The organism is Burkholderia sp. AW33-5, from assembly GCF_053427615.1.
This window is the reverse complement of sequence record NZ_JBSAXA010000004.1, coordinates 215654-239734: the sequence shown is the minus strand read 5'-3', so window position 1 is coordinate 239734 and position 24081 is coordinate 215654. Positions and strand designations below refer to the sequence as shown.

Here is a 24081-nt window from a genome sequence, read left to right as displayed (position 1 = left end):
CGCCCTGCATCACGGCCGGTTGCGTTCGGTGCCGAACGTCGTTCGGGCGTGGGGACGGGTAGCGGGGCGCCCCGCGGGTGTCCGCCCGAGCGAGATGCCCAATCCCGCGCCGATGCTCAGGAAGAACGCGATACCGAGAATCGCGACGATGAACGCATGCGCGATCGCAGCGGGATCCTGATGCGAGCCGAGGACCGTATAGAAAATTCCGCCGATGATCGCGACGCTGAGCGACGTGCTGACCTGCAGGGTCGAACTGGCGATGCCGGCGATCATGCCCGACAGCGCCGGTGCGACACGGCCTGTGACCATTCGCATCAGCGTCGGCAGCGCGAGCCCTTGCCCGAAACCGATGATGAACAGAACGGCGGCAAGCGGGATCGTGGCGAGCGGCATGCCGAGCGGTGTCGCGGCGATCAACCAGGCCAGGCCGACGAGGCCGACGACCTCGAGGCCCATGCCGAACGGATTGACGTACGCGCCGAGAACGCGTGAGCAGTGCGGCGTCGACAGCGGCCCCAGCAGAAAGCCCACGCCGAACGGCAGGAACACGAGGCCCGCGCTCAGCGCATCGACGTGCAACGCGCTTTGCAGATAGATCGAAAACAGCAGGAAGAACGCGCCGATCGAGTACAGCAACAACGCGATTAGCAGCGCGCGGCCCAGCCCCGGCGCGCGCAGCGCGGCCGGATCGAGCAGCGGGGCGCCGCCGCTGCGGGCGAGCCGGCTCTCGTAGCGCCAGAAGAACCATGCGAGCGCCGGTACCGCCATCAGCGACATCCAGGCCAATAGCGGCCAGCCTGCGTCACGCCCTTCGATCAACGGCACGACCAGCGCGCCGAGCGTTGCCATCGACAGCGCCGTGCCGCCGAGGTCGAGCTTGCGTGCATGCTGCGCGCGCGTTTCCTTCAGCAGCGGGATGCCGAACAGCACGACCAGGATCGCCAGCGGCAGGTTGACGAGGAAGATCGTCCGCCAGCCGAGATTGAACAGATTCAGCGAAATCAGGATGCCGCCCAGTGCCTGCCCGACGACCGCGGCGAGGCCGAAGACCGCGCCATAAAGGCTGAGCGCGAGCGGCTTTTCCGATTCGGGGAAGATCGCCTGGATCGACGCGAGCGCCTGCGGCGCCATGACGGCCGCCGTCAGCCCCTGCAACGCCCGGCCCGCGATCAGTGTCCACGGCGAACTCGCGAGGCCGCATAGCGCAGATGCCGTCGCGAATCCGATCAGTCCGAGAAAGAACATGCGCCCCCGCCCGAACAGGTCTCCCAGCCGGCCGCCGGTAATCAGCGTTACGGCATACAGGCCGGCGTACGACGAGATGACGAATTGCTCGGCCGAAGACGACGCGCCCAATTCCCCCCGGATCGACGGCAGCGCGACATTGACGATGAAGAAGTCCAGCGGAGGCAGGAATGCGCCGACGAGCAGGACCGAGAACATTGCCCAGCGGCGCGGGTCCGGCGAGACGGAATCGTTGCGGGTCATGGGTGAGCCTCCATATGGGACCAATCAGTTCCAAATTGGCCAAAAAAATTAATCGAGAACGCGCATCGTGTTGTCGACGAGCGCGAGCATGTCCGCTTCCGATACGCCGGTTTTGCCCAGCACGCGCATTCCCTCGACCTGACAGACCAGGAAACGCGCGAGCGCCTGTTCGTCGCGTTCGGCAACCTCGCCGCTAGCCTGCCCGCGCACGATCGCGCCGGCATAAAGCTGCTGCAAACGCCGGAACATGCGTGCCGTGCGTTCCGCGACATCCGGATCGCGGGCCGCCATTTCGGTAGTCATCGCGATCGCGAGGCATCCGCGTCGGCCTGCCTCGCCGACGGAAAGGCGCGCATAGCGCAGCAGCGAATCGCGAATGGCGTCCTTCACCGTGCCCGGCTGCGACAGGATGTCGGCGGTTGCCTTGAGCCCGTCGGCCATATACAGGTCCAGCGCCGCCAGCAGCAGCCCTTTCTTGTCGCCGAACGCCTTGTAGAGGCTGCCGCGCGACAAGCCGGTGCCGGCAATCAGATCCGGCAGCGACGCGCCTTCGTAGCCGCGGTCCCAGAAGACTTGCATCGCGTCGCGCGCGGCATCGTCCAGTTCGAATTCGCGCGGACGTCCAAGACCGGTCGGATGTGCCATGGGTGAGATCTCCTGCAATTTGGCGTCAGTATATGGACTGATCAGTTCCTATGTCAACGCGTGGATCCGGCCGGGGAGGAGGATGAACGCCTTCGGACGATCATGCGGGCAACCATCCCAGATCGAACCGGGACGGGCAAAAAAAAGGCTCTTCGTGGATTTTCGTGGTCGTCGCTTGTCGACCCGGAGCGGCCCTTCAGATTCATCCAAAGCGGCCAATCGTTGTGACCTGCGGCGGGATTTTGTAGTCACGCTCGATGAGTATCTTGGCCTCGGCGCGACTGCGGAATCATTCCCGATTAAATCGCTTCTCGCGCAGCGTGCCGTTGGAACCTTCAACGGAGTCGTTCTGCCAAGGGCGGCAAGAACGGACACAGCGTGTACGATCTGGTCTTCAGAAAACCATCCAAGGAGAGTGGAATGAATCCGGAACAGGCGCGAGCCGAAGAAACCCAGGCGATGGAGCGCATGGTGGCCGCCACGCTGCGCGTGCAGAGTACGTTCGCCTCGATGCAGAAGCAATTTCCGCCGCAAGGCAGCGGCGAGCCTTCGCCGTTCGCGCTGCAAACCTTTGATGCCGCCCTGCAGGAACTTGAAGACGCACAGGCCGCATTCGATGCGCTGCTGAACGATCTGATCGACGGTAACCGCTAAAGGCTACGCCCTTATCTGCACCGATTGTCGACGATCTAAAAAGCTGTGTCGAACGGCCGTTTGTGGCCGGCAATTGCCCGAAGCTGCCTACCGTGACCGACTTGCAAGGAAGCTGGGCCGACACCTATGCATTGATCACTTGCGGTCCAAATACGCGACCTGACGCTCATACCAAGCTTGCGGATATGGGAGAAGATCGCCGTCGGCTTGGGACGTGTACTTTCCATAGCCGACGAATTCGTAATAAACGCACATCGCCTCCGCATGTGACGATGCCCAAAACGTCCATATCCATTCGCTACCCGGCTCATTGAGAGCCCTGGCAGCATCTCCGTCCGGTCCATGGGCAATGCATGCGGGAAGAGCGTTGCCGAACTCGTCCGGGTAGAGCCAAACCTCGTGCAGGTAGCCCAGTGTCTTCCTCATCCAGTACGAGCTCCAAGGACATTCCTATACCGCCCCGAATTGTCGACGATTTTCTCCGGACGATCGAATGGCTGAAACTGGCCGCCCGTCGCCTGCGGAGGAGGCGGTGATCGGCCCCACGAACGACTGCCTGGGCGTGCAATTCGCCCCTCGCCCGAAAAACACTTGACCTTGTCATAGTGACAAGGTGTCCACTGTCGGGCGAGGAGGCATTCATGATCCGTCACTATCCCCCGACTTCCCGTCACGCATTGACCACGGCACTCGAGCATCCGGACGCTTCGCTCCGTCTTGCGGCTGCGCTAGGTGCCGGCACGGCTCCCGATCCAGGCCAGATCACGCTACTGGTGAAGCGTTGCGGTGTCGAACCGGATTTCTTCGTTCGCGACATGCTCACCTGGGCGCTCACCCGGCACACGCAGGATCTGACCTTGCCATTGCTGCTTGACGAGCTGCGCTCGCCGCTGGCGCAAGCGCGTAGCCAGGCGCTACATACGCTCTCGAAGATCGGCGACCCTGCAACCTGGTCAGCGATCACAAGCGGGCATCTACATGACCCCGATCCGGAGGTGGCACGAACTGCGTGGCGCACCGCAGCGGGGCTGGTGCCGACCTGGCAACGAGCCGCCTTGGCACGCGCACTGGTTCGCGAGCTAGGCCGCGGCGACAAGGACCTCAAGCGGAGTCTGAGCCAGGCATTACTCATGCTTGGAGACGACGCCATGGCCCCGCTCGTTGCGGCGGCGGCCCGACACACGGACCCGGCGGTTCGCGTTCATGCCTGCGCGAGCCTCAGGCTCATCGCCGACCCGGAGAGCGCGTTCGTGCTCGATCCAGCCGATGCGTGGCGCGCAGGTGCGCCGTTGCCCGACGCCGATGAACAGGCGGGTTGACGGCGATCGATGTGACGAGCCACGTGTTGGCCGAGGTGATGGAAGCCGTTGGCGGTTTGTTAGAATTTTCGAGGCTCGATTGGAGCCAAGGCCGAGACACAGGGCGGCGTGAACCAGATGACACCGGAGACAAGTGATGCGCATCAGCGAGTTGGCCAATCGTTCCGGCGTCAGCGCGCGCATGCTGCGGCACTACGACGCGATCGGACTGGTCAGCCCATCGGGACGTACGGAAGCGGGATACCGCGAGTATTCGCAAGCCGATGCCTTGCGCCTGTTCCAAGTGGAGAGCCTGCGCTCGCTGGGCCTTGGGCTGGCCGAGGTGCGTCAGGCGCTCAGCCAACAAGCGCCTCACCCCGATGTGCTCATTGACGCGCTGATGGTTCGCAGCCGCGAGCGGCTGGCCGCAGAGCAAGCGTTGCTTTGCCGGCTGACTGCTGTGTCCGCCACCTCTCCCGATGATTGGTCAGCTGTGCTTGATGTCGTGCATCTGCTGAAAGGACTTGAGTCGACGCATGCACCTGAGAGACAGCGTGCTGCGTTTGACGCCGCGTCCAGCGATGCCCCGCTTGCAGCACTCATCGCCCATGCACTGCTCCAGGAACAAGAGCCGAATGTCGCAGGTGCGCTGCACTGGGCGCTGGGAAGAACCGTAGGCAGCGGCACCAGCGTACTTGGCGCGGCGCTTCAACAGCCCGATCCGGCAGTACGCGAACGGGCCGTGCTCGCGCTGGCGAAACTCGGCGGTTCCGATGCGGTGGAGAGCTTGCGCGGCTCGCTCCTCGACCCCGCGGAGCGCGTGCGGTATCGCGCTGCGCGGGTGCTTGGCGGATGGGGGATACGCGACGCCATTCCCCTGCTGATCGAGCAGGTTCTTGGCGGGATTCACGATGTCGAGGCGGCCGATGCGCTAGCCGATTTGGCGGAAGACCCTGTGATCGCAAAGCAAATTGTGGAGCGCTTTGAAGCAGCGATCTCAGACGGTCCAGCCGATGTCCAGACCCGTGTACGGATTTGTCAGGCGCTCGCCGAATTCAATGGCACGGCGTCGGCCCTGCTTGCCCGGCTGGCCGCCGATCCAGACCCGTCCGTGGCGCGCAATGCTCGTTACGTGATGTGCATTCGCAACGATGCGCTAACGTAGTCGAGTTTGCATTTGATAGCAGGCCTCTTCCTTGGAGGCGAATGCCCTCGTTGCCTGTCTCTCCTGGATCCGTCGGTGGGGAAATAGACTGCTCGCTTGCTCGGCAGCAGGCGTGCGCTTGTCCGGGAGGGTCTCACATCAGGAGCGACCGGAGATAGCCGAGAAGCCTGCATTTTCGACTTCAGACACCAAATGTCAGCTAGTGGCCGAACGCCGACGTTCCTCGCCGGCGTCCTCCCCCCGGAAATCCACGAAGAACCAAAAAAAAGCGCCGCGGGCATTCAGCCCGCGGCGCCTTCGCGTGTCGCCACGACGGGCACAGCCCGCCGCAGCTCGACCGCATGCTTAGATCTGCACGGTGTCCGCGACTTCCTTGAAGTCTTCGATCTGGTCGAAGTTCATGTACTTGTAGATCTTGTCGCCGTTGGCGTTGAGCACGCCCATGTCGGCCATGTACTCGTCCTTGGTCGGGATCTTGCCGAGACGCGAGCAGATTGCCGCCAGTTCCGCCGAGCCGAGGTACACGTTCGTGTTCTTGCCCAGACGGTTCGGGAAGTTGCGGGTCGACGTCGACATCACCGTCGCGCCTTCGCGCACCTGTGCCTGGTTGCCCATGCACAGCGAGCAGCCCGGCATTTCGGTGCGGGCGCCGGCCGTGCCGAACACGCCGTAGTGGCCTTCTTCCGTCAGTTGCTTCTGGTCCATCTTGGTCGGCGGCGCGACCCACAGCTTGACCGGGATGTCGCGCTTGCCTTCCAGCAGCTTCGACGCGGCACGGAAGTGACCGATGTTGGTCATGCACGAACCGATGAACACTTCGTCGATCTTCGCGCCGGCGACGTCGGACAGCGTCTTCACGTCGTCCGGATCGTTCGGACACGCAACGATCGGTTCATGGATGTCGGCCAGGTCGATCTCGATGACGGCCGCGTATTCGGCGTCGGCATCCGGCGACAGCAGTTGCGGGTCGGCCAGCCACTGCTCCATCGCCGCGATACGGCGCTGCAGGCTGCGCGGATCCTGATAGCCCTGCGCGATCATCCACTTCAGCAGCGTGATGTTGCTGTTCAGGTACTCGATGATCGGTTCCTTGTTCAGGTGCACCGTGCAACCGGCTGCCGAACGCTCGGCCGACGCATCCGACAGTTCGAACGCTTGCTCGACCTTCAGGTCGGGCAGGCCTTCGATTTCGAGGATGCGGCCCGAGAAGATGTTCTTCTTGCCTTGCTTGGCCACCGTCAGCATGCCTTGCTTGATGGCATACAGCGGAATTGCGTTGACGAGATCGCGCAGCGTGACGCCCGGCTGCATCTTGCCCTTGAAGCGGACCAGCACCGATTCCGGCATGTCCAGCGGCATCGTGCCGGTGGCGGCCGCGAACGCGACCAGGCCCGAGCCTGCCGGGAAGCTGATGCCGATCGGGAAGCGCGTGTGCGAGTCGCCGCCGGTGCCGACGGTGTCGGGCAGCAGCATGCGGTTCAGCCACGAGTGGATCACGCCGTCGCCCGGGCGCAGCGCGATGCCGCCACGGGTGCTGATGAAGTTCGGCAGCGTCTGGTGCGTCTTGACGTCGACCGGCTTCGGATAAGCGGCGGTGTGGCAGAACGACTGCATCACGAGGTCGGCCGAGAAGCCGAGGCAGGCCAGATCTTTCAGTTCGTCGCGGGTCATCGGGCCGGTGGTGTCCTGCGAGCCGACCGAGGTCATCTTCGGTTCGCAGTACGTGCCCGGACGCACGCCCTGGCCTTCCGGCAGACCGCATGCGCGGCCGACCATCTTCTGCGCGAGCGAGAAGCCCTTACCGCTGTCGGCCGGCTGGTGCGGCAGGCGGAACAGCGTCGACGGCGCGAGGCCGAGCGCTTCACGCGCCTTCGCGGTCAGGCCGCGGCCGATGATCAGCGGAATGCGGCCGCCGGCGCGCACTTCGTCGAACAGCACGTCGGACTTGACCTGGAATTCGGCGATCACGTTGCCGTCCTTCAGCGCCTTGCCTTCGTACGGGCGCAGTTCGACGACGTCGCCCATGTTCATCTGCGACACGTCGAGTTCGATCGGCAGCGCGCCGGCGTCTTCCATCGTGTTGTAGAAAATCGGGGCGATCTTGCCGCCGAGGCACACGCCGCCGAAACGCTTGTTCGGGACGAACGGGATGTCTTCGCCGGTGAACCACAGCACCGAGTTGGTGGCCGACTTGCGCGAGGAGCCGGTGCCGACCACGTCGCCGACGTAGGCGACCAGGTGACCCTTGTCCTTCAGCGATTCGATGAACTTGACCGGGCCGCGCTTGCCGTCTTCTTCCGGCGTGATGCCGGGGCGCGCGTTCTTCAGCATCGCCAGCGCGTGCATCGGGATGTCCGGGCGGGTGGTGGCGTCCGGGGCCGGCGACAGGTCGTCGGTGTTGGTTTCGCCCGTGACCTTGAACACGGTGATGGTCAGGCTTTCCGGCACTTCCGGACGGCTCGTGAACCATTCGGCGTCGGCCCAGCTCTGCAGCACGGCCTTCGCGTGCGCGTTGCCCTTGTCGGCGAGTTCCTTCACGTCATGGAACTGGTCGAACATCAGCAGGGTTTTCTTCAGTGCGTCGGCAGCGACGGCCGCGACTGCTTCGTCGGACAGCAGCTCGATCAGCGGCTGGATGTTGTAGCCGCCCAGCATCGTGCCGAGCAGTTCGGTCGCGCGCTCGCGCGAGATCAGCGGGCAGGCCGTCTCGCCCTTCGCGACGGCGGCCAGGAAGCCGGCCTTCACGCGCGCGGCTTCGTCGACGCCGGCGGGGACGCGATGGGTGATCAGGTCGAGCAGCGTCTGCTCTTCGCCAGCGGGCGGGTTCGCCAGCAGTTCCACCAGTTCGGCGGTTTGCTGAGCCGTCAGCGGCAGGGGAGGAATACCGAGCGCGGCGCGGGCGGCCACGTGAGCACGAAAGTTTTCAAGCATGGGGGGACCTGCTGAGATTGCGTTTCAGGGGAAGGGCTTTCCAGGCACGCCGGGGCTGCTGTTCCGGACACTGCTTCACTGCTTGGACGGGATTCTAGTCGCAATATGGTCAGGCGTCAAATGTCTTATGTCTTATATAAGAGTTGCGTGTGGGGCATATGGCCGGTCGCAGATGCGGCGTTCGTCCGACCGACGCGATTTCATCATGTGGAAAATCCGGGGCAAACCGTTCGAGGTCGGTCGCCCGAGGCTGCGCAATATCGGCGCCGCACGCGCCGTCCGCATGGGCAGAAACGCCAATCGAAAAAGGCGCGGCGTTGCGAATTTGCGAAAAATAGGGCGAATGAAAGCAGAAATGCCGACGTCCTGCGCAACGAAGCTTCAAGATCCCAACGCAAGATAGGCACGATGAAGACACCGATGCCGATCCAGACGATCTCGGCGGGCAGTGTCTTCGAGGAATGCGCCCATCACGACGGAGTGCGCGGTGAAGACGGTGAATGCGAGCAGTTTCGCTCCGATCAAGCCGCGAATGTTGGAGCGTCGTCGATCGTCGGCGGCGCGGGTGAATACAGCGCCTTCGTCGCTGCAGCCTCGTCGGTCAATCGAACCACGAGTTCCCGCGGCCCGAGCACTTTCAACTCCGCACCATATCCAAGCAGCTTGCGCGCACCGTGCTCGATCGATTCGATCGGCATCAGGAATTCTTTCCATCCCGGCGGGACCGCGCTGCTGCCGGCGCTATCCGAGACGGGCGCGACCTTGACGCGCGCATTGATCAGCCAACTCTCTGCGCGCGCCGACACCGCGACGTGCGCGCTCAACCGGTAAAGCTTCGCTTCATACCGGCTCATCGCATCACGCCAGTGCCGGGCCAGATCGAACCGCGCGGGCCGCTTGAATCGGCGGCGCGACGCTGCGAGTTCCCGAATGTTCGCGAGCCGAAAAGTCAGCGCATCGCGCTTGCCGGCGACCTTCGCCACCACGTACCACGCACCGCCCTTGAGCACCAGCCCGAGCGGATCGAGTGCGCGGCGCGACACACCGCGCCAGCTCTCGTATGTCACCTCGATTCGCTGCGACTGCCACACGGCATCGGCGACTTCACGCAGAAACGCCGGCGTTTCCTGCGCCCGATACCAATCCACGGTATCGACATGCAGCCGGCTCGCGACACGATCGGCATGTTCGCGCGAGTCCGGCGGCAGGCTGGCGATCATCTTCAGCCGCGCGGACGCAGCCATCCCGTCGAGCCCGAGTTCTCCCGCCGGCCCCGGCAGGCCGGCCAGAATCAACGCATGTGCCTCCTGCTCGGTCAGCCCCGTCAGATCGGTACGCCAGCCGTCCTGCAACTGAAAGCCGCCGTTGCGTCCGCGATCGCCCCAGATCGGCACGCCGGCCGTCGACAGTTGGTCGATATCGCGCAGGATCGTCCGCTCGGACACTTCCAGTGCGGCGGCCAGCGCCGGCGCGGTCATGCGGCCGCGCGCCTGCAGCATCATCATGATCGACAACAGCCGGCTGGCTTTCATGAGTGGCACCTCATCCGGAATACATGACACGGGATGTCATGTTATCGGATCTATGATCCGACACATCCGCGATCGGCTGGCGCGCAACGGAGTCGGGCGCGGGCTTGCCGACGCGCGGGCGGTGCTCATGTGAGGGCCACTGCGCGAAACCTGACGAGGAGAGCGATACATGAAAATCATGACTGGTCCGCTGAGCATGTTCGGCGCGAAAGTCGAGATCGCGGCGCACGAGAAGGGCATCGCCTTCGAGCGCGTGCTGGTGCCGTTCAGCCAGCAGCGCGGCTACGACCCGAAGCATCCGGACGTCTTGCGCATCAATCCGAAGCGTCAGGTGCCGGTGCTGATCGACGGCGACCTGGAGATTTTCGATTCCACGCAGATCTTCGAGTACCTGGAAGACTTGAAGCCCGATCCCGCGCTATGGCCCGCGCAGCCGAAAGCGCGCGCGGTGGCGCGTCAGCTCGAGCACTGCAGCGACGAGGTTTATTTTCCGCACGTGATCCGGCTGATGGGCCTCGAAGAGACGCCGGATCATCCCGCGGCACAGGCCGCACGCGACGAAGCGCGGCAATACTATCGACGCATGGAGCGCGTGCTGGCGGACCGGGAATTCCTTGCCGACACCTATTCGTACGCCGACATCGCGTTCTACATGGCGCAGTTGTTCGGCGCACGCAAGGGCGCGCCGATGACGGCGGAGACGCCGAACCTGCTCGCCTGGCGCGAACGGATGACCGCGCGTCCGGCCGTGCGGAAAGTGGCTGGTGCGATGGCGGGTTATCTTGCTTTGATCGACCATCCGGTTCCGGATTTTCTTCGCGGGCTCCATTAGCCAACCCGTCGCGCGTCGAGCGGCTACGATCCGTCAGTCGCTGCCGGATGTGAACGCATCACCCGCCGGTCACCGGCGGAAAGAACGCCACCTCGCTGTCCTCCCGCACGACGAATGCGCCGGTCACCATCTCGAGGTTCACGGCCGCGCGCACGGGGCGGTTCAGCCGCAGCGCTTCGCCACTGCGCGCGTCGCGTGCGGCGAGCGCGGCGCGCAGCGCGTCGACGGTGAGCTCATGCGCATCGATCTCGACGACTTCCTCGTCGGTATGCAATTGTTCGCGAATGCTCGCAAAGTATTTGATCGTCAGTTTCATTACGATGTCCTGAGCGAAATCGGTGCAATCGGCGGGATCGGAAAGACATTGTCCGGCACGTTCATCCCCATCGACGCATCGCCTGATCGTCATGCGCCTTCGGCTCGACCCAGCCGGCCACGCCGTCGTGCCGGATCTCCTTCTTCCAGAACGGCGCATGCGTCTTCAGGAAGTCCATGATGAATTCGCACGCATCGAACGCCGACGCGCGATGCGCGGCGGCCACCACGACGATCACGACCGCATGGCCCAGCGGAATGCGCCCGACGCGATGCACGACCTTGGCCGCCTCGAGCCGCCACCGCGCGCAGGCCTCCTCGACGATGCTCCAGAGCGCCTGCTCGGTCATCGTCGGATAGTGCTCGACTTCCAGCGTGATCACGTCGTCGACGTCGCCTTCGTTTCGCACGACACCGAGGAAATTCACGACCGCACCGACATTCGGATTGCGAACGATCGGCGCGATCTCGGCGCCGGCGTCGATCGCCGTGTACTGCACGCGCACCTCGAATCCGGCTGCGATCACCGGCGGCGGCTCGTTTGATGACGTGACACGGGATTCGGTGAAACTGGTCATGACGGTTCTCCAGTATGCGGTTCGCTCCGCCTCGCGCGGCTGCAGCCCGTCAGCCGCCGACGAGCGACATGCGCACGGTCGGGTAGGTCTTGCCGGACGGCCTTTTCGACGCCGAGCGAGACGAACGCGCGCGCGATCTTCTCGAGTTGCGCGAACGACAGCCGCTCGGACGACGGCATCAACGCATAGTCGGGGCCGAAGCTGCCGCGCGGCATGCAGTAGCCGCAGCGGAAATTGCACTGGTCGATGACGGACAGCCGGAGGTCGCGCAGCGGCCGCGCAAGCGTGTCGAACGGGCGGGAGAAGATGCGGGGCGATGCGCCGCCGGTTGCGGCGGCGACCGGCGCGGAAGCGATGGCATTCACGATGGGTTCGGCTGCCTGCATGAAGTGATCGGAACGGCGTCGCCGATCGACCGTGCATGCGCAGAGGTGTCGGCGCACGGGTCGTGACGAGCCTCATCGTGAGGATAGGCCGCTGGATTCCATCGGCAGAGACACAATCCCGCACGAAATGCAGGAATACAGTTCGTCGTCCTGGATGCGCGAAAGGCGGGCATGACGCGCCAATCCATGCTCATGTTCGTGCTCACGCGAGCCAGTGCGCGAAATCGTAATACGGGACGGCGCCGTCGCGATCGCATCAGGCGGCCGTATGGATGCCGCCGGTCGCTGGGCTGCATGCTGTTTTCTCCTGGGGGATCGCCCGGCGCGTGGGCCGAGCGATGGGCGCGAATTCTGCGTCGAGGCGGTGCGTGGTGTCGCGCCAGCTCGCCACCGGCAGGCCACGAGCCGATGGTACGGGCGTTCGGCCGTGACGCGGATGCACAGCGTCGCAGTGCGGAAAGCAGTACAGCCGACAACCTCGCGGCCCCGCAACGGGTTTTCCGTACACACATCTTCGGCCCCGGGGAAAGCACAGTTTCAGCGCACGTTCGCGCGATTGCGAGTATCGTCGCAAACGCGATATCGTCATTCACGCTTCGTTGCCGCGCCCCGCGATCCGTTCTTGTCCGCACGTGCCGTCGCGAAGCCGTCGCGCGATTTCCTGCTTCGAGCTGACGTCCTCACAATCACGAGCAAATTACGGTCATGGAAATCTTCGATGCGTTCCATCTCGCCCGATTGCAATTCGCGTTCACGGTGTCGTTTCACATCGTGTTTCCGGCGATCAGCATCGGCATGGCGAGCTTCCTGGCGGTGCTGGAATGGCGCTATCTCGTCACCGGCGACGCCGCCTATAAATCCATGTTCCAGTTCTGGTCGAAGATCTTCGCGATCGGCTTCGGGATGGGCGTCGTCTCCGGCGTCGTGATGGCGTACGAGTTCGGCACGAACTGGGCGGGCTTCTCGCGCGTCGCGGGCAACATCACCGGCCCGCTGCTCACTTACGAAGTCCTGACGGCCTTCTTCCTCGAGGCCGGCTTTCTCGGCGTGATGCTGTTCGGCTGGCAGCGCGTCAGCCCGCGTGCGCATTTCTTCGCGACGCTGATGGTCGCGGTCGGCACGCTGATCTCGACGTTCTGGATCCTCGCGTCGAACAGCTTCATGCAGACGCCGCAGGGCTACAGGATCGAGAACGGTCTCGTCGTGCCGGTCGACTGGTTCAAGGTCATCTTCAACCCGTCGTTCCCGTATCGCCTCGTGCACATGACGATCGCCGCGTTCATCGTCGCGGGCTTCATCGTCGCCGCGTGCGGGGCGTGGCACCTGCTGAAGGGGCGCCGCGACGAGCCGGTGAAGCGCAGCTTCTCGATGGCGCTGTGGATGTTGCTGCTGCTCGCGCCGATCCAGATCGTCGTCGGCGATGCGCACGGGTTGAACACGCGCGAATACCAGCCGGCGAAGATCGCGGCGATCGAGGGGCTGTGGGAAACCGAGAAGGGCGGCACCGCGCTGAACCTCGTCGGTCTGCCCGACATGCAGGCAGAGACGACGCGCTATGCGATCCAGGTGCCGCACCTCGGCAGCCTGATCCTCACGCACAGCTGGGACGGCGAGATTCGCGGGCTGAAGGAATTCCCGGCGCAGGACCGCCCGTATTCGCCGATCGTGTTCTGGACCTTCCGGATCATGGCCGGCCTCGGGATGCTGATGCTGCTCACCGCGCTGCTCGGCCTACTGCTGAGAAAAGGCGGACGCCTGTATGAAACGCGCTGGTTCCAGTGGTTCGTCGTGTGCATGGGGCCGTCGGGCATCGTCGCGCTGCTGGCCGGATGGATCACCACCGAGGTCGGGCGGCAGCCGTGGACCGTGTATGGCGTGCTGCGCACCGTCGATTCGGTCGCGCCGCTCAGCGCGCAGCAGGTCGGCGTGTCGCTGCTGATCTTCGTGGTCGTGTATTTCCTGGTGTTCGGAACGGGGATCTACTACATGATGCAATTGATGAAGCGCGGGCCGGCCGCCCAGGCCGGATACATCGAGCTGCACCGGCATCCGGGGCTGCGCAAGAGCGCGCTGTCCACGCCGCTGAACGTCACCGAAGCGGAGTAAGCGATGCACATCGATCTTCCTGTCGTGTGGGCCGCGATCATCGGCCTCGGCGTGTTCATCTACGTGATGCTCGACGGCTTCGATCTCGGCATCGGCCTGCTGTTTCCGTTCTTCGACGCGAAGGCCGAACGCGAAGTCATGCTGAATACCGTCGCGCCGGTATGGGACGGCAACGAGACCTTTCTCGTGCTCGGCGGCGCGGGCCTGTACGGCGCGTTTCCGGTCGTCTACTCGACGCTGCTGCCGGCGAACTACCTGCCGCTGATCCTGATGGTGGTCGGGCTGATCTTCCGCGGCGCCGCGTTCGAATTGCGTGCGAAGGCGAACCGCACGCAGCACCTGTGGGATCTCGCGTTCATCGGCGGCTCCGCGCTGGCCGCGTTCTGCCAGGGGATCACGCTCGGTTCGCTGCTGCAAGGCATCCGGATCGTGAACAACCAGTTCGCGGGCGGGCCGTTCGACTGGCTGTCGCCGTTCAGCCTGTTCTGCGGGATCGGCGTGCTCGTCACCTATGCGACGCTCGGCTGCGGCTGGCTGATCCTGAAAGTCGACGGCGAGCTGCAGCGCAAGATGCGCATGCTGATGAAGCCGCTCGCGGGCGTGCTGCTCGCGGTGATGGGCGTGGTCAGCCTGTGGACCGTGATCGGGCTGCCGGCCGTCGCGCATCGCTGGTTCGGCAGCGGCAACCTCGGCTGGTTCCTGCCGGTGCCGATCCTCGTCGTCGCGTGCGTGTGGGGCATCTTCCGCACGGTGAAGCGCGAGCACGAGGCGACGCCGTTCCTGCTGACGCTCGCGCTCGTGTTCCTCGGCTACACCGGCCTCGTGATCAGCATCTGGCCGAACATCGTGCCGCCGTCGCTGACGATCTGGGACGCGTCGTCGAGCCATTCGAGCCAGTTGTTCGCACTCGTCGGCACCGTGATCGTGCTGCCGATCATCCTCGTGTACAACGCGATGCAGTACCGCGTGTTTCGCGGCAAGGTGCGCGAGGGCGACGCCGGCTATCACTGACCGGCGCGCCCCGGTGACGGGGCAGGGCGTGCTCGGGCGTATCATCATGCGCAAGCGCGGTGAAGCGCGTCTCCCGGCCCGGCATCGACCGGACAGCGGCCCGCCACGCGCGGGCCGTTGAACATCGGGCGGCGGCGATCCGCATGGCGTATTTTCGGCAGTCGAGACAACACCATGATCGTCAGACCACGACAAAACTGGCTCAGGATGCTGTTCATATGGAACGGTTCCGTGCTGCAATCGATCATTCCGCAACTCGTGTTCATGGCGATCGTCAGCACGCTGGCGGTCTTCACGAACGGGCGCATCTTCGGCGAGAAGATTCCGCTGAACACCGCGCCGTTCACGCTGTTCGGGCTGGCCCTCGCGATCTTTCTCGCGTTTCGCAACAACGCGAGCTTCGAGCGTTTCAAGGAGGCGCGGCTTCTGTGGGGCAACCTGCTGATCGCGGCGCGCACCGTCACGTCGCAGCTGCGGCGCTACTTGCCCGACAGCGTCGGCGATGCGGAGCGCGACCGGCTCGCCGATCTGCTGATCGCGTTCACGTATGCATTGAAGCATCAGCTGCGTCATACCGATCCGGCGCAGGACCTGCAGCGTATTCTCGGCGCCGAGCGCGCCGCCGCGTTCGCGCACAAGTGCTACCAGCCCGTCGCGATTCTCGATGAACTGCGCGGCGGAATCGTCCGCGCGCTGGGTCGCGCGCCCGGCAGCGAAGCAACGTGCTGGATGTTCGATATGCAACTGGCCGAGTTGGGCAAGGCCGTGGGCGGCTGCGAGCGCATCCTGACGACGCCGATCCCGTTCTCGTACAGCGTGCTGCTGCATCGCACCGTCTATGCTTATTGCGTGCTGTTGCCGTTCGGCCTCGTCGATTCGACGGAATACTTCACGCCGCTGATTTGCGTGTTCATCTCGTACACGCTGATCGCGCTCGAAGCGATCGCGAACGAGGTGGCCGAGCCGTTCGGCTTCGCGCCGAACGCGCTGGCGCTCGATGCGATGGCGCGCACGATCGAGCGGTCGGTGCTCGAGCTGGGCGAGCGCGCGATGCCGGAGGAGTTCGTGCCGGCATCGACGTATCAGATCACGTAAGCGGCACCGCGACGCGCGTCGCGGCGTGCACGATTGGGAGAACTTCGCATGCGCATCTACGTGACGAGTATTTTCGTCGACGATCAGGACAAGGCGCTCGCGTTCTATACCGACATCCTCGGCTTCCGGTTGAAGAACAACGTGCCGGTGGGCGCGTACCGCTGGCTGACGGTCGTGTCGAAGGATCAGCCCGACGGCACCGAGCTGATGCTCGAACCGAGTCATCATCGCGCGGTCGGCCCTTATCGTCAGGCGCTGTACGAGGACGGCATCCCGGCGGCGTCGTTTCAGGTCGACGATCTCGACGCCGAGTACGCACGGCTCGACGCGCTCGGCGTGCACTTCACGCTGGCGCCGATGGACGCGGGGCCCGTGCGGGTCGCGGTGCTCGACGATACGTGCGGCAACCTCGTGCAGCTCATGCAGATGAAGTGACGCGTTGTCCACGAGGAGCCGCTCGGGTTCGTTTCAGTCGCGCCGGTCGATCATTTTGTGGGGCGTCATGATGGCGTGAAAGGGCGCAGGCACGACATCGGCGGAGTCGACCAAGAAAGTTTGTGTAGACTCGTGCTCGTTCAATGGAGCCAACATCATGCAACTTCTTGACCACGTGTCCATCGGCGTTCCGGATATCGACCAGGCCCGCCCCTTCTACGACGGTGTCATGGCCGCGCTGGGCGCGACCAAGGTTTATGACCGCGGCACCGCGCTCGGTTACGGCGAACGTTGCAGTGCCACCGACACCGCATCGACCTTTCTGGCGATTTATCTGGATCCCGCCGAAGTCGGGACGAGCAAGCGACACTGGTGCTTCAAGGCGGCTTCCCGCCAGCAGGTGCATGCATTTTTCGAGGCGGGGCTGTCCGCGGGCGGGCGGCCCGACGGCGACCCCGGCTTGAGGCCGCACTATCACGCCGACTACTACGCGGCCTTTGTCGTCGATCCGGCCGGCAACCGGATCGAAGCCGTGTGCCACGCTGCGCCAGCGGCGCACGAGCGGCCGTGACGACACTCGCCGACGACTGATCGCCCGCGGCACGGTGTCGTGCCGTCGGGTCGCGGACAAGCGTGGCGCCAGTCGCGTTTGCCGCGCGCGCGGCTCAATCGAAGTACGTCAGCCCCATCGCGCCCTTCACCTCGGCCAGCGTCGCGCCGGCCACCTCGCGCGCATGCATCGTGCCGCGCTTGAGGATCGCCATCACCTCCGCCTTGTCCGCTTCGAATTCGCGACGGCGCGCACGGATCGGCTCGATCAGCGCCTGCAGCCGCTCGTTCAGCACGCGCTTGACGACGCTGTCGCCGAGGCCGCCACGGCGATAGTGCGCCTTCAGTTCGTCGACTTTCTGCACGTCGGGCTCGAACGCGTCGAGGAACGTGAACACGACGTTGCCCTCGACCTGACCGGGATCGTTCACGCGCAGGTGGTTCGGGTCCGTGTACATGTCCTTCACCGCTTGCGCGATCTCGTCGGGCGTCGAGCCGAGCGTGATCGCGTTGCCGAGCGACTTGCTCATCTTCGCCTTGCCGTCGATGCCCGGCAGCCGCGTGACCGCCGACAGCACGGCCTCGCATTCCACCAGCACGGGCTTGTCGACCGTCGCGTTGAAGCGGCGCACGAGTTCGTTGGTCTGCTCGATCATCGGCAGCTGGTCGTCGCCGACCGGCACGTGCGTCGCCTTGAACGCGGTGATGTCGGCGGCCTGGCTGACGGGGTAGGTCAGGAAGCCGGCCGGGATGTCGCGCTCGAAGCCGCGCAGGCGGATCTCTTCCTTGATGGTCGGATTGCGCTCGAGGCGCGCGACCGTCACGAGGTTGAGCAGGTATTGCGACAGCTCGGCGAGCTCGGGCACCTGCGACTGGACGACGATCGTCGAGATCGCCGGATCGATGCCGACGGCCAGGTAGTCGAGCGCGACCTCGATCACGTTCTCGGTGACGCGCTGGCGGCGGCCCATGTTGTCGGTCAGCGCCTGCGTGTCGGCGAGCAGCAGGAACTGCGTCGCTTCGTGCTGCATCTGCACGCGAGCGCGCAGCGAGCCGATGTAATGGCCGAGATGCAGCGGGCCGGTCGTGCGGTCGCCGGTGAGGATGGTCGGTCGGGGCGGGTGCGTCATGGTGTGGATTGGCTCCGGGTTATCGAAGCCACCAGCCATGACGTGAGCGCAGAAACGACAATGCCGCCATGGCTGGCGGCATCACGTTCGGGACATGCAAAAGGAAACGGGCCGCATGGGTCAGGCGCGCCACCAGCGATGCACGTTCGGCGAGGCAGGTTGGGTTTCCATTGCGCGAGTATAGCGTAGCGGCGGCGAGCCGTGCGTCAGCGCACGACCGATTCCAGCGCGAGGCGCGCGACTTCGGCGGACGGCCATAGCAGGTATAGCAGGCCGACCATCAGCAGCAGCGCGCAGACGCGCACCGCCGGCGTACGGTCGATCTCGCTCAGGGTGCGGATGTGCTGCTTCAGTTTCTTCATGCTTGCAGGCGCGACGTGCGCCACTTCAACGGTTGCTGCAACGGGGCCGGGGGGGAGCGGCGCCGGGGGCTACGGGTTCAACGAGGGGCCGGGCGGGCGCGGTACGGAGTTCGCGCGAAGCTCGCGTGCGGACAGATAAAGGGCTCGATCATGAGGCCGGTGGCGCATTGCATGAGGCGAGGCGACGCGCATCCTACCAGTTTGGGAGAGCGCACACCGTCAAGAATTGTCCGGCAGCGGGCGGGTCGAGGCGCAGTTGCACGTTGAGGCAAGGGGAATAGTCAATAAAATCAAAGGTTTGATTTAGCTATTTTCGCCGTGATTTCGTGCCGCATGATGTCAGGCGTGAAATTTCTCGGGTGCAAGTGGAACGGCGTTCGGTTCGACGGCAACACGTGGCATTCGGTGCAAGTGCTGGACTGCACGGGAAGCACGGTCGAAGCGCATGGACTCAAGGGGCTGGACGTGGAGGCCTCCCGCCGGAATGCGCGACGCGAACATCGGCAGGCGTCGCACCCCCCAGCTTTTTTCTCGTCAACAACCACAAAAAACATCATTTCGCCCACGCGGGCCTGTCAGCAGAATGTCTCCATTCCCACTCGCGCAACGACACGAGCGTCGCAGCGAGCCGCACTTCAAGGAGACAGCCGTGGCAGTGGAAACAACCTCAATCGATACGCTGGTCGTCGGAGCCGGGCAGGCCGGCGTGGCCATGAGCGAGCACCTGGGCAAGCTCGGCGTGCCGCATCTCGTGCTGGAGCGCGACCGCATCGCCGAGCGCTGGCGCACCGGGCGCTGGGATTCGCTGGTCGCGAACGGCCCCGCGTGGCATGACCGTTTTCCGGGGCTCGAATTCGACGGCCTCGATCCCGATGCGTTCGCATCGAAGGACCAGGTCGCCGATTACTTCGAAGCCTATGCGCGCAAGTTCAATGCGCCGATCCGCACCGGCGTCGAAGTGAAGCACGTCGTGCGCAACATGGGCAAGCCGGGTTTCATCGTCGACACCTCGGACGGCACGATCGAGGCGAACCGCGTGGTCGTCGCGACGGGCCCGTTCCAGCGCCCGGTCATCCCGCCGATCGCGCCGGACGATGCCGGCCTCATGCAAATCCACTCGGCCGATTATCGCAACCCGGCGCAGTTGCCCGACGGCGCGGTGCTGGTGGTCGGCGCGGGTTCGTCGGGCGTGCAGATCGCCGACGAGCTGCAGCGCGCGGGCCGGCAGGTCTATCTGTCGGTCGGCCCGCACGACCGCCCGCCGCGCGCGTATCGCGGCCGTGACTTCTGCTGGTGGCTCGGCGTGCTCGGCGAATGGGACAAGGAAGTCGCGCCGCCCGGACGCGAACACGTGACGATTGCGGTGAGCGGCGCGCGCGGGGGCCACACGGTCGATTTCCGCGCCCTCGCGCACCAAGGCGTGACGCTGGTGGGGCTGACGAAGGCGTTCGACGGCGGCGTCGCGGTGTTCGAGCGCGATCTCGCGATCAATCTCGCCCGCGGCGACGAGAACTACCTGGCGCTGCTCGATGCGGCCGACGCGTACGCGGCGCGCAACGGCCTCGACCTGCCCGAAGAACCTGAAGCCCGCCGCATCCTGCCGAATCCGGATTGCGTCACGCAGCCGATCCTCGCGCTCGACCTCGCCGGTGCCGGTGTCACGTCGATCGTCTGGGCGACGGGCTACGCGGTCGACTACGGCTGGCTGAACGTCGACGCGTTCGCCGCGAACGGCAAGCCGCAGCACCAGCGCGGCGTGTCGAAGGAGCCGGGGATCTATTTCCTCGGTCTGCCGTGGCTGTCGCGGCGCGGCTCCAGCTTCATCTGGGGCGTGTGGCACGACGCGAAACACATCGCCGACCACATCGTCACGCAGCGCAAGTACCTCGACTATCACGACGCGTCGCAACGCCGCGCGCAAACGCGCACCGGGCACGACGACACGTCGCACGCGGGGCAGGCCGATGCGCGCCCGCTGGTCGATGCGATCGGCTGATACGCGCACGCGCCACGTGCCGCGCCCGGCAAGGCGCCCGGACGCGGCGACCCCGCTACAACCGGAACCCGCCGCGACCGCTCCCGGCGCGGCGGGCGAACCCCCCGTCAATCGAAGGACCTCGATGAGCCAGCCTACCCACACCCGTATCCGCATGTTCAATACGAAGGATACCTACCCGAACCAGACGCTCGACAACGACCTGTGCCAGGCCGTGCGCGCCGGCAACACCGTCTACGTGCGCGGCCAGGTCGGCACCGATTTCGACGGCAACCTGATCGGCCTCGGCGATCCGCGCGCGCAGGCCGAGCAGGCAATGAAGAACGTGAAGCAGTTGCTGGAGGAAGCCGGCAGCGACATCACGCATATCGTGAAGACGACGACCTACCTGATCGACCCGCGCTATCGCGAGCCCGTGTACCAGGAAGTCGGCAAGTGGCTGAAAGGCGTCTACCCGATTTCGACAGGACTCGTCGTCTCGGCGCTCGGCCAGCCGCAGTGGCTGATGGAGATCGACGTGATCGCGGTGATCCCGGACAACTGGCAACCGAACCGCGCATAGGAGGCGACATGACTTTCTCCATCGTCGGGCGATGCCCGGAAACGGGGCAGCTCGGGATCGCGATCAGTTCGTCGAGCATCGCGGTGGGCGCGCGCTGTCCGTGGGTGCGCGCGGGCGTCGGCGCGGTCGCCACGCAGAACGTCACGCTGCCGGCGCTCGGCCCGCAGATCCTCGACCTGATCGAGCACCGGCAGCTCGCGCCGGCGGCCGCGCTCGACCGCGCGCTCAGCGCGAACGGCTGGAGCCAGTACCGGCAGGTCACGGTGATCGACGGGCAGGGGCAGACCGCGTGCTTCACCGGCAAGGAAGCGCTCGGCACGCACCATGCGGTTGAGGGCGAGCAATGCGTGGCGGCCGGCAACCTGCTGGCCGCGCCGGGCGTGATCGACGCGATGGCGCGTGCGTTCGAGCAGTCGCCCGGGTTGCTGGCCGACCGCCTGCTCGCCGCAATGCACGCGGCGATCGCGGCGGGCGGCGAGGCCGGGCCGGTGCATTCGGCCGCGCTGAAGGTGGTCGGCGACGTGACCTGGCCGATCGTCGACCTGCGCGTCGACTGGGCCGATGCCGATCCGATCGGGCAACTAGATGCGCTGTGGCGCGCGTATCGCCCGCAGATGCAGGATTACCAGACACGCGCGGTGAACCCGACTGCCGCGCCGAGCTACGGAGTGCCGGGTGATGAATGACACGTCGAGCCGCGCATTGCTCGAACGGTTGATCGGCTTCGCGACGGTCAGCCGCGATTCGAATCTCGCGATGATCGAATTCATCGGCCATTACCTCGACGGCCTCGGCGTCCCGAGCGAGCTGTTCTACAACGCGGAACGCACGAAGGCGAGCCTGTACGCGACGATCGGGCCGCGCGATCGCGGCGGCATCGCGCTGTCGGGCCATACCGACGTGGTACCGGTCGACGGGCAGGCGTGGACGGTCGAGCCGTTCCGGCTGACCGAGCGCGACGGCCGGCTGTACGGGCGCGGCACGGCCGACATGAAGGGCTTCATCGCGTCGGTGCTCGCGGCCGTGCCGGCGTTCGTCGCGCGGCCGCTGCGCCTGCCGGTGCATCTCGCGTTTTCGTATGACGAGGAAGTCGGCTGTCTCGGTGTGCGGCCGATGCTCGATGCGCTGGCCGCGCGCGAGCACCGGCCGCGCCTGTGCCTGATCGGCGAGCCGACCGAACTGAAGCCGGTGCTCGGTCACAAGGGCAAGCTCGCGATGCGCTGCCACGTGAAGGGCGCCGCGTGTCACTCGGCATACGCGCCGCTCGGCGTCAACGCGATCGATTACGCGGCGAAGCTGATCGGCCGGCTCGGCGAGATCGGCGCGGCGCTCGCGCGGCCCGAGCATCACGACAGCCGCTTCGATCCGCCGTTCTCGACCGTGCAGGCCGGGTTGATCAAGGGCGGCCGCGCGCTGAACATCGTGCCGGCCGAATGCGAATTCGACTTTGAAGTGCGGGCGCTGCCGGCGTTCGACGCACATGACGTGCCGAGAAAGCTGCAGGATTATGCGGAATCCGAACTGTTGCCGAAGATGCGCGCGGTGCAACCCGATACCGATATCCGGCTGCAGCCGCTCGGTTCGTATCCGGGGCTCGCGACGTCGCCGGACAGCGAGGCCGCGCGGCTGCTCGCGATGCTGAGCGGCTCCGACGCATTCGGCACGGTCGCGTTCGGTACCGAGGGCGGGCTGTTCGGGCAGGCCGGCATTCCGACCGTGGTGTGCGGGCCGGGCAGCATGGACCAGGGGCACAAGCCCGACGAGTTCGTCGCGGTCGAGCAGCTGCACGGATGCGACGCGATGCTGGGCCGTCTCGCGGCGTATCTCGCTTCGGATGACTGATCAGGCTGCGGAGCCGCATGCCGCATGCCGCATCTCGCACGCTGCCGCTTCGCGGCGCGTGCGGTTTCCTTGTTGCTATCGCGCCGATTCCGCGACGATCTGCGCCAGCCGCTCGCGGCAGAACTCGACGAACGACTGCGCCTGCTTCGTCAGCTGACCGCGCTTCAGCCGTGCGCTCACGAGCCCAGACGGGCTCACCGTTTCGCTGAGGGCGATCGTCACGACGCGCCGGCCGTCGTACGTGTATTCGGAGTGCGGCCGCGTGACGAGCAGCGAGAAGCCGAATCCCTGGCCGACCATGCCGCGCACCATTTCGATCGACGGCGAAGCGAACACGATGTTCGGCGTGAGCCCGAGCTCGCGAAACAGGCTGACGAAGTATGTGCGGCTCGGCAGCACGTCGAGGAGAATCATCGGCTCGACGCTGAGGTCGTGCAGCGATACGTGCGACTGGCCCGCGAACCGGTGGTTCTCCGGCAGCAGCACGTATGGCTGCTGCGGCGGCATCAGCGGCTCGGTTTCGATCGTGCCGTCGAGATCGTGGTCGTAAAGGAACGCGAGATCGAAGGTGCCGGCCGTCAGGCCCTGCACGAGCTCCTGCTGGTCGCCGTCGCGCAGCCGGATGTTGACGCCCGGATAGCGCTCCCGAAAACCCGCGATCAGTTGCGGCAGGTAGAGCGGCGCGACGGTCTCGAAGCAGCCGATGTCGATCTGCCCGGTGATCACGTCGTTGTCGGCGAGCGCGTTCTGTTCGAATTCGTGCGCGATGCGCAGCAGTTCCTGCGCCTTCCGGTAGAAACGCGTGCCGGATGGCGTCAGCGACACGCCCTGCGCGTGATGACGGATGAACAGCTTCACGCCGAAGCTCTCCTCGAGCCCCTTGATCGCGCTGGAGATCGACGGCTGCGCGATGAAGAGCTGGCGCGACGCCTCGGCGACGCTGCCGGATTCCACCGTCGTCACGAAATATTTCAGTTGCCGCAAAGTGTAGTGAGCCACAGGCACCTCTGATACTCGGCCCCGGCGCACATGCGTCGCCGGAGCGCGTAATCGGTCCATCGTTTCGGGTAGCACCTTACCTGAAGAAAATCGGCGCCGACATTTCCGCTGCAGAGCTTTTTCGTATGTCTCGGAAATATTTTTAGTATTTTCCGGGCGCCGCATGC

General features: G+C 65.2%; 24 protein-coding genes and 1 pseudogene. 13 read left to right on the top strand and 12 right to left on the bottom strand.

The annotated features are described in order from the left end of the window. Positions 1-9 precede the first annotated feature (9 nt). Entirely contained in the window at positions 10-1491 is a 1482-nt protein-coding gene (locus tag ACV22V_RS10950) for an MFS transporter (RefSeq protein ID WP_448013801.1), read from the bottom strand. Between the two features lie 48 nt (positions 1492-1539). After that, complete coding sequence (locus tag ACV22V_RS10945; protein ID WP_059817136.1) at positions 1540-2136, bottom strand: TetR/AcrR family transcriptional regulator; 597 nt, start codon at positions 2134-2136, stop codon at positions 1540-1542. A 420-nt stretch (positions 2137-2556) separates the two neighbouring features. Between ACV22V_RS10945 and ACV22V_RS10940 the strand changes: the two genes are divergently transcribed. Continuing rightward, positions 2557-2790 carry a hypothetical protein gene (locus ACV22V_RS10940; protein WP_011549124.1) on the top strand — a complete coding sequence of 78 codons (234 nt, stop codon included), beginning with the start codon at positions 2557-2559 and terminating at the stop codon, positions 2788-2790. A gap of 135 nt (positions 2791-2925) precedes the next feature. Here the strand turns inward: ACV22V_RS10940 and ACV22V_RS10935 are convergent, their stop codons facing one another. Further along, a complete protein-coding gene (locus ACV22V_RS10935) occupies positions 2926-3216 on the bottom strand; it encodes a hypothetical protein (RefSeq protein ID WP_448013800.1) in 291 nt (96 codons plus the stop codon). A gap of 215 nt (positions 3217-3431) precedes the next feature. Between ACV22V_RS10935 and ACV22V_RS10930 the strand changes: the two genes are divergently transcribed. Together ACV22V_RS10930 and ACV22V_RS10925 are read left to right on the top strand one after the other, a co-directional pair. After that, the gene (locus tag ACV22V_RS10930; protein WP_448013799.1) at positions 3432-4109 is read left to right on the top strand and encodes a HEAT repeat domain-containing protein; all 678 of its coding nucleotides are present in this window, start codon (positions 3432-3434) and stop codon (positions 4107-4109) included. A 136-nt stretch (positions 4110-4245) separates the two neighbouring features. Continuing rightward, complete coding sequence (locus ACV22V_RS10925; protein WP_448013798.1) at positions 4246-5253, top strand: HEAT repeat domain-containing protein; 1008 nt, start codon at positions 4246-4248, stop codon at positions 5251-5253. Between the two features lie 345 nt (positions 5254-5598). On the opposite strand, the gene acnB is transcribed toward ACV22V_RS10925, so the two are convergent. Together acnB and ACV22V_RS10915 are read right to left on the bottom strand one after the other, a co-directional pair. Beyond that, positions 5599-8184 (bottom strand): bifunctional aconitate hydratase 2/2-methylisocitrate dehydratase, encoded by a 2586-nt coding sequence (gene acnB, locus ACV22V_RS10920; protein ID WP_059537212.1) that lies wholly within the window; start codon positions 8182-8184, stop codon positions 5599-5601. A 521-nt stretch (positions 8185-8705) separates the two neighbouring features. Beyond that, complete coding sequence (locus ACV22V_RS10915) at positions 8706-9716, bottom strand: helix-turn-helix transcriptional regulator (RefSeq protein WP_448013797.1); 1011 nt, start codon at positions 9714-9716, stop codon at positions 8706-8708. Positions 9717-9885: 169 nt separating this feature from the next. Here ACV22V_RS10915 and ACV22V_RS10910 point away from each other — a divergent pair, with 169 nt between their 5' ends. Beyond that, positions 9886-10548, top strand: a complete 663-nt coding sequence (locus ACV22V_RS10910; RefSeq protein ID WP_448013796.1) for a glutathione S-transferase family protein — start codon at positions 9886-9888, stop codon at positions 10546-10548. 58 nt (positions 10549-10606) lie between these two features. Here ACV22V_RS10910 and moaD read toward each other — a convergent pair whose 3' ends face one another. The 3 genes and pseudogenes from moaD to ACV22V_RS10895 all read right to left on the bottom strand — a co-directional run. Further along, the gene (moaD, locus tag ACV22V_RS10905; protein ID WP_448013795.1) at positions 10607-10864 is read right to left on the bottom strand and encodes a molybdopterin converting factor subunit 1; all 258 of its coding nucleotides are present in this window, start codon (positions 10862-10864) and stop codon (positions 10607-10609) included. Positions 10865-10925: 61 nt separating this feature from the next. Continuing rightward, positions 10926-11441, bottom strand: coding sequence for a molybdenum cofactor biosynthesis protein MoaE (locus ACV22V_RS10900; RefSeq protein ID WP_448013794.1), 516 nt, complete (start codon positions 11439-11441; stop codon positions 10926-10928). A 101-nt stretch (positions 11442-11542) separates the two neighbouring features. Beyond that, positions 11543-11827: pseudogene (locus ACV22V_RS10895) on the bottom strand (GTP 3',8-cyclase MoaA); the annotation flags it as partial. 705 nt (positions 11828-12532) lie between these two features. Here ACV22V_RS10895 and ACV22V_RS10890 point away from each other — a divergent pair. After that, positions 12533-13933, top strand: a complete 1401-nt coding sequence (locus tag ACV22V_RS10890) for a cytochrome ubiquinol oxidase subunit I (protein ID WP_059692819.1) — start codon at positions 12533-12535, stop codon at positions 13931-13933. Positions 13934-13936: 3 nt separating this feature from the next. After that, positions 13937-14944: a cytochrome d ubiquinol oxidase subunit II gene (gene cydB, locus ACV22V_RS10885; RefSeq protein ID WP_059692820.1), complete on the top strand. Its 1008-nt coding sequence runs from the start codon at positions 13937-13939 to the stop codon at positions 14942-14944. Between the two features lie 44 nt (positions 14945-14988). Here the strand turns inward: cydB and ACV22V_RS10880 are convergent, their stop codons facing one another. Then, positions 14989-15162, bottom strand: coding sequence for a hypothetical protein (locus ACV22V_RS10880; RefSeq protein WP_448013925.1), 174 nt, complete (start codon positions 15160-15162; stop codon positions 14989-14991). Here ACV22V_RS10880 and ACV22V_RS10875 point away from each other — a divergent pair. The 3 genes from ACV22V_RS10875 to ACV22V_RS10865 all read left to right on the top strand — a co-directional run bounded on the left by ACV22V_RS10875 (position 15119) and on the right by ACV22V_RS10865 (position 17045). Then, on the top strand, positions 15119-16039 hold the full coding sequence (locus tag ACV22V_RS10875; RefSeq protein ID WP_448013793.1) for a bestrophin family protein: 921 nt from the start codon (positions 15119-15121) through the stop codon (positions 16037-16039). The genes ACV22V_RS10880 and ACV22V_RS10875 overlap by 44 nt on opposite strands. 48 nt (positions 16040-16087) lie before the next feature. Continuing rightward, positions 16088-16474, top strand: coding sequence for a VOC family protein (locus ACV22V_RS10870; protein ID WP_059537183.1), 387 nt, complete (start codon positions 16088-16090; stop codon positions 16472-16474). A 157-nt stretch (positions 16475-16631) separates the two neighbouring features. Then, on the top strand, positions 16632-17045 hold the full coding sequence (locus tag ACV22V_RS10865) for a VOC family protein (RefSeq protein ID WP_059692822.1): 414 nt from the start codon (positions 16632-16634) through the stop codon (positions 17043-17045). Positions 17046-17139: 94 nt separating this feature from the next. Here ACV22V_RS10865 and trpS read toward each other — a convergent pair whose 3' ends face one another. Both trpS and ACV22V_RS10855 read right to left on the bottom strand, forming a co-directional pair. Then, complete coding sequence (trpS, locus tag ACV22V_RS10860) at positions 17140-18153, bottom strand: tryptophan--tRNA ligase (RefSeq protein WP_448013792.1); 1014 nt, start codon at positions 18151-18153, stop codon at positions 17140-17142. Between the two features lie 206 nt (positions 18154-18359). Continuing rightward, on the bottom strand, positions 18360-18515 hold the full coding sequence (locus tag ACV22V_RS10855; RefSeq protein ID WP_175910122.1) for a hypothetical protein: 156 nt from the start codon (positions 18513-18515) through the stop codon (positions 18360-18362). Positions 18516-19164: 649 nt separating this feature from the next. Here ACV22V_RS10855 and ACV22V_RS10850 point away from each other — a divergent pair. From ACV22V_RS10850 to argE, 4 genes are all read left to right on the top strand, one after another. Then, positions 19165-20511 (top strand): flavin-containing monooxygenase, encoded by a 1347-nt coding sequence (locus ACV22V_RS10850; RefSeq protein WP_448013791.1) that lies wholly within the window; start codon positions 19165-19167, stop codon positions 20509-20511. Positions 20512-20635: 124 nt separating this feature from the next. Beyond that, positions 20636-21073, top strand: coding sequence for a RidA family protein (locus tag ACV22V_RS10845; protein ID WP_012337533.1), 438 nt, complete (start codon positions 20636-20638; stop codon positions 21071-21073). Between the two features lie 8 nt (positions 21074-21081). Beyond that, a complete protein-coding gene (locus ACV22V_RS10840) occupies positions 21082-21759 on the top strand; it encodes a DUF1028 domain-containing protein (protein ID WP_448013790.1) in 678 nt (225 codons plus the stop codon). Continuing rightward, a complete protein-coding gene (gene argE / locus ACV22V_RS10835; protein WP_448013789.1) occupies positions 21752-22915 on the top strand; it encodes an acetylornithine deacetylase in 1164 nt (387 codons plus the stop codon). The genes ACV22V_RS10840 and argE overlap by 8 nt, the downstream gene beginning before the upstream one ends. Positions 22916-22990: 75 nt before the next feature. Here argE and ACV22V_RS10830 read toward each other — a convergent pair whose 3' ends face one another. Then, positions 22991-23914: a LysR family transcriptional regulator gene (locus ACV22V_RS10830; RefSeq protein ID WP_059537143.1), complete on the bottom strand. Its 924-nt coding sequence runs from the start codon at positions 23912-23914 to the stop codon at positions 22991-22993. Positions 23915-24081: the final 167 nt, after the last annotated feature.